Below are 4,771 nucleotides of genomic sequence, written 5' to 3' on the forward strand. Positions count from 1 at the left end.
ACCGCCGGGTCAGCTGAGGCCCAGGACTCCCAGGAGTTGAGCAGGAGCGTGGCCCCACCGGCGTACCAGCGCAGCCGGGTCGCCCAAACCCCGGCGGTCAGGCCTTTGCGGGACAGGACCGCATCGCCGGTCAGTGCGGCGATCATGCCTCTCGGAGGTTTCCGCTGGGGTGCAAGGGAAATCGGGCTCCGTGGAGGGCAATTTTGAGCTTGATCGCCGCCGGTAAGTTTGCGAAGTACCGAGCGACCCGGCGCCGCCCGCTACCGGGCTACAGCCGCCCGTTGCCCCTTTCTGCCGTATCTCGGCGGCTCCCCTACGAACGGTGTCCTGGTCGGCGGACCCGGGTCCGGCAAGTCAACAGCCCTGCTGGGCATCGCCGAGGCGCTGACCGCATGGGAAGACGTCGCAGTCTCGGATATCGACCTTGGCTCCTCCGGTGCCGGTCTCGATCCGATGGGCGACGCGATCCAACGCTGCGCAACGGGCAAGGCCGCCGCCGAGATCCTGCTACGCGACGCGCTGAGCATCGCGAAAGCACGGCCCCGGCTGTTCAAGAAGCTGGGTATGGGCCGGAACTGGCAGCCCTCCCCCAGCCACCCGGCGCTGGTCCTGCTGATCGACGAGTACCCGGCCCTCGTCGCCGCCGGGCTCTTCCCCCTGGTCTCGGAAATCATCCGAACCGGACGCAAGAGCGCGGTCACAGTCCTGATGGCCGCCCAGGGCGCGTCGAAGGACTTCCTCGGTGCCGCCGACCCGGCGTCGGTCCCCCTGCGAATCGCGCTGCCCTGCCAGGGACAAGACGTCACCCGGCTGATGGGTACCGGAGCGATCGCGGAGGGATGGGTAGCCCACCGCCTCCAGCCCGCCGAAGGCGACAACCCCCGCGACGCCTCGGTTTGCTACATTCGTTCCGGCCGCCACACCGAGCCAATCCCGTACCGGTTCGCATGGCTGGACGAAGACGAGGCGGAGCGCCGAGCCCAAGAACGGCAGGCCGCCGGCCTTCCCCAGCTCGACACTGCCTCCCTGTCCCTGGCCGGCGTCGACCTCAACGTCACACTCCCAGACTCGGTGGAGATCTGGACAGCCGCCGAGGACGGCGAGGACACCCGCACGGCAGAAAACCTCGTACCCCTGCCGGACATCCCGGCCGCCGTACTCGCCGTGCTAGAAGCCCACGAAGCCCCGGCGATGACCCCCGCCGACCTGATCGTTACGCTCAAGGCCTGCGACCCGGCCGCGTTCGGCGACCTTTCCCTCGTCGCCCTCGGACGCGCGCTCAGCAAGTTCGGCGCCGGGGCCCGGGCATACGGCCGCGAGCGCGGCGTGTACTACTCGGACCTGCTCGCCGCCGCCGCCAACTACCGTCCCCGGAGCAGCGGAGAACCGTCGGACAGAAACGCCGGCTGACCTACAGGAACAGACCCGCACCGCCGGCTCCGGCGGGCGCAACGCCAAACCCCCCTCCAGTCTCTGGAGGGGGGTTTGGCGTTGCGCCGCCCCGCCCCTCCCCCGAAACCTAAGGACTCACGGTGATACAGCGCCCCATGGCCACCATCTCCACGCCTCCCAAAGCCGGCCCGGGCCGGCCGCGGCTGACCGCCCCTCAGGCGCTCGCTGCACGCCAACTCCTCGCCTTCGTCACCCGCATGAAGGTCAGCCGCGAGGCTCAACTTCTCGCGTTGATCATCGCGGTGCGGGCAGCCGCCGCAGGGCAGGCGAACCTGACCAGCGTTGACATGAAGCGCTACACCGACCCCCAGGCCGCTTTGGACACGCTGGTCGCAGGCGGATGGATCACAGGTGATGTCAGCAAGGTCGTGCACGCCGACCCGATCGAAGCCACGCTGGTCCAGGCCCCGGGCCTGACCGGCCTGACCAACCCCCCAATGGGCAAGCACATCCGCACCCGCGTATCCGGATGGATCACCAGAACCATCGCCGCGAAACCCCTCAAAAAAACCGACGCCGCGGGGCGCCTCGCCGCATTGCTGCTGCTCCTGTACGCCGATCCCGTCACCGGCAGAGGCGTCCTGGGCATCCCACCCGACCAGCCCATCGCCGTCCCCGAACCCGGATGGATCATCCGTGATGCCACCGGCGGCTACCAGCTGTCCGAGATCGCCACGCAATACCTACCCGCCCCCGACTAGCCGCGAACCCATCCCGCCTGACCCGCACGGCGGCCGAGTCAGAGGGGATCTGCGCCGCCTGCTCGGGGGTGGTTGCAGCCCCCGGTTGCACTGGTTGCACCCGGGGCTAGCTGGTTGACCCCTGCAACCGCCTCTGACCTGCACGGTTGCAGGTTGCAGGCAGGGGGGCCGGAGAGGGCCCTACGCGTGCGCGCGCGAGGAAACCCGGCTCGGACGCCCCACTGACATCCAGTTCTTCACCCCCCACGGCACCGCCGGCAGCCGGCCGGCGCAGACCAGGCAGCCCCCTCGGCATTACCGGGTTCAGCCCCCCTGCAGGGGCGGACGGCGCCTTCACCACGACCCCCGGCGGGTCTGTGGCTCCTTAGCCAGGGGGGTCCCCAGCGCCGCTCCGGCGCGGGGATCAAGCCGTGTCGGCGGGTAGGACCGCCCGGAACCGCGAAAACCCCCTCCAGGGGTCAAAAGGAGGGGGGTGGCGGTCTATCTGTCGCATCCGTCGCACGATGCGACGGATAGCCGGCCCCTCTGCGACAGATACTGTGGCACGCCAACGCCCCACCGAGAGTCGGTCCGGCGGGGCGTCAGGCGACCGAACAAGATCAGCCAAGGGTGTTAGTCAACGTTGTTGTCGACACCCCGCAAGTTGATCTCCTGCATGAGGTCGGCCGCGGCCCCCTCCTCGTCATCGCTGACAAGGTCTTCATCGGCGGTCTCCTCCTCTGCGGGGAGAAGCGGAGGCGCAGTTGCCCGTGTAGGTGGACGTCCAGGTCCCATTTGTGAGGTGGGTGTCGTAAGAGCCGGTGGTCACCTTCTCCGACTCACACTTATCCTCCGCGCGCAGCGTGGCCTCGCTCTCCGCCCCCTCAGCGGTTGCGCCTCGGCCGCCGGCTGTCACGGCTGCTCCGACCGGTAGGAGCCCGTGCGCGGCGAACGATGTGCCCCCTGTCGCGAACAGGGTGCCGCCGATGACAACAGCTGCGGTCAGGGCCTTTGCTGCCCGAATTTTCACGATGAGCCTCTCGTCAAAGCCCCCGGCGTCAACCCGCGCGCCCTGATCAGGTGGATGAACTTTTCCTGATCATGGTGGACCATCGTCTCATCGCCGGGGCGCCATAAACGGGACAACACGCAGGCTTCTCCACCACACCAGCACGGCAGCAAGGACGAACAGGCCGGATGCCGCGTCGACATCCAGTCCTTCACCCACGAAGGTGCGGGCCCGCCGGCACGCCAGTGCCCCACCCAGTGCCCCACCAAGATCCACCGATGTGGTCACCCATGCAACCCGCTCCGTTACTTTGCGCTGCACTCACCCAACGCCAACCCAAGGATTAACGGACCACCTGCGAACAGAGGAGACCGCTAATGAGTCATCCTCCCCTGCTGCACTCGCCATTGAAGATGGACGACCATGACCCGTCTGCGTGCGGCCAGTCAGCAAAAACACCTGCGACCGAGATCGGCTGGCAATACCTTGCCGCTTGGCGGCGGGCAGCCGTCTCCGCGGAGACGGTGTCCTTGCCCCAGTCCTTGCCCCAGCCGAAGCCGACCACCCCCTCGCCGGGCCTTCCGGGGTCGCCGACGTGGCCGCTCGCGGCGAACGAGGTGCCCCCCGTGGCGAGCCGGGTGCCGTGGGCGTACTCGGCGCAGTCACCGTTGAAGACGGACCACCATGACCCGTCTGCGTACTGCCAGTCGGCGAAAACACCTTCGGCCGCCTTCCGCTCACACATACCTGCCGCGCCCGCGAGGGCGGCCCTCTCCGCCGCTACCGCGGTGCGGCCCCCACCGAAGCCCGCCGTGGGCTCTCCGCCCCCTCCGGTGTTGCCGACGTAGCCGTTCGCGGCGAACGAGGTACCCCCCGTTGCGAACAGGCTGCCGCCGACGACAACGGCTGCGGCCAGGGCCTTTGCTGCCCGAGTCTTCACAATGCACCTTTCGTCCGAATTGCCGCCGGCAGCTTGCATCCTCATGATCAGGTGGATGAACTTCTCTCGATCAAGCCAGATCATCATCTCGTAGGCGGAATACAGCAAGCAGGGAACCACGCAATCTTTGAACTCCATCAGGACGACGGACGGACGCGCCGGATGCTGCGCGGTGAGCGCGAACCCGCGAGTCCTCGTCGCGCCCCCCGATATCCAGTTCGCCCTCCCCCGACACGATCAAGCCTGGGCAGATCGTCACGTAATGATCAGCCGTGGGTAACGCCGCGTGGTCAACGGCGGTGAGGGCCAGCCGGGTCGGGCTACCGGCGTCGGCGCGGGCGAACAGCGCCGTCAGGTCGTCAGCCAGCACGGCCATCCGGGCCGCCAGCTCCCGAACCTCGATCGGCGTCGGTGGTATCGACATCAGCTCTCCTCGGCGCCGGCGACGGCGACGGCACGGGCGGCCGCGGTGGGGTGGTGGTCGGGCACGTGCTGTTCCTGGCGGCGTATGGCTTCGAGGTAGATCTGGCGGGCACCCTCCCGGGTCACCCCGAGCGCCGCGCCGATGTCGGCCCACGACCGGCCCTGCTCCCGCGCGTCGCGCATCGCCTGCCACCGCCACCCGGTCAGCAGCCGGGCCAGCTCCGCCCCCGCCTCCAGCGCGTCGAGCGGACCGGCCGCGCCGGCGAC

General features: G+C 68.8%; 6 protein-coding genes. 2 read left to right on the forward strand and 4 right to left on the reverse strand.

The genetic code is table 11. The features are described 5' to 3' along the window. The first annotated feature begins 228 nt into the window (after positions 1–228). Complete coding sequence (locus tag G6R25_RS21595; RefSeq protein ID WP_163554370.1) at positions 229–1,410, forward strand: DEAD/DEAH box helicase family protein; 1,182 nt, start codon at positions 229–231, stop codon at positions 1,408–1,410. Between the two features lie 137 nt (positions 1,411–1,547). Then, a complete protein-coding gene (locus G6R25_RS21600; RefSeq protein ID WP_163549161.1) occupies positions 1,548–2,153 on the forward strand; it encodes a hypothetical protein in 606 nt (201 codons plus the stop codon). Between the two features lie 1,096 nt (positions 2,154–3,249). On the opposite strand, the gene G6R25_RS21605 is transcribed toward G6R25_RS21600, so the two are convergent. From G6R25_RS21605 to G6R25_RS21620, 4 genes are all read right to left on the reverse strand, one after another. Beyond that, the gene (locus G6R25_RS21605; RefSeq protein WP_163554371.1) at positions 3,250–3,429 is read right to left on the reverse strand and encodes a hypothetical protein; all 180 of its coding nucleotides are present in this window, start codon (positions 3,427–3,429) and stop codon (positions 3,250–3,252) included. A gap of 94 nt (positions 3,430–3,523) precedes the next feature. Beyond that, entirely contained in the window at positions 3,524–4,189 is a 666-nt protein-coding gene (locus G6R25_RS21610; RefSeq protein WP_136447849.1) for a hypothetical protein, read from the reverse strand. Beyond that, positions 4,152–4,505, reverse strand: a complete 354-nt coding sequence (locus G6R25_RS21615) for a hypothetical protein (protein WP_161982972.1) — start codon at positions 4,503–4,505, stop codon at positions 4,152–4,154. The genes G6R25_RS21610 and G6R25_RS21615 overlap by 38 nt, the downstream gene beginning before the upstream one ends. Beyond that, positions 4,505–4,771, reverse strand: a 267-nt coding sequence (locus G6R25_RS21620) for a hypothetical protein (RefSeq protein WP_205447326.1), incomplete at its 5' end; no start/stop codon positions are given. The genes G6R25_RS21620 and G6R25_RS21615, both read right to left, overlap by 1 nt.

The organism is Candidatus Frankia alpina, assembly GCF_902806485.1.
GTDB lineage: Bacteria > Actinomycetota > Actinomycetes > Frankiales > Frankiaceae > Frankia > Frankia alpina.

Coding starts and splice junctions, on each gene's coding strand:
- G6R25_RS21600 (WP_163549161.1), top strand. CDS start 1,548: ATGGCCACCATCTCCACGCCTCCCAAAGCCGGCCCGGGCCGGCCGCGG.
- G6R25_RS21615 (WP_161982972.1), bottom strand. CDS start 4,505: ATGTCGATACCACCGACGCCGATCGAGGTTCGGGAGCTGGCGGCCCGG.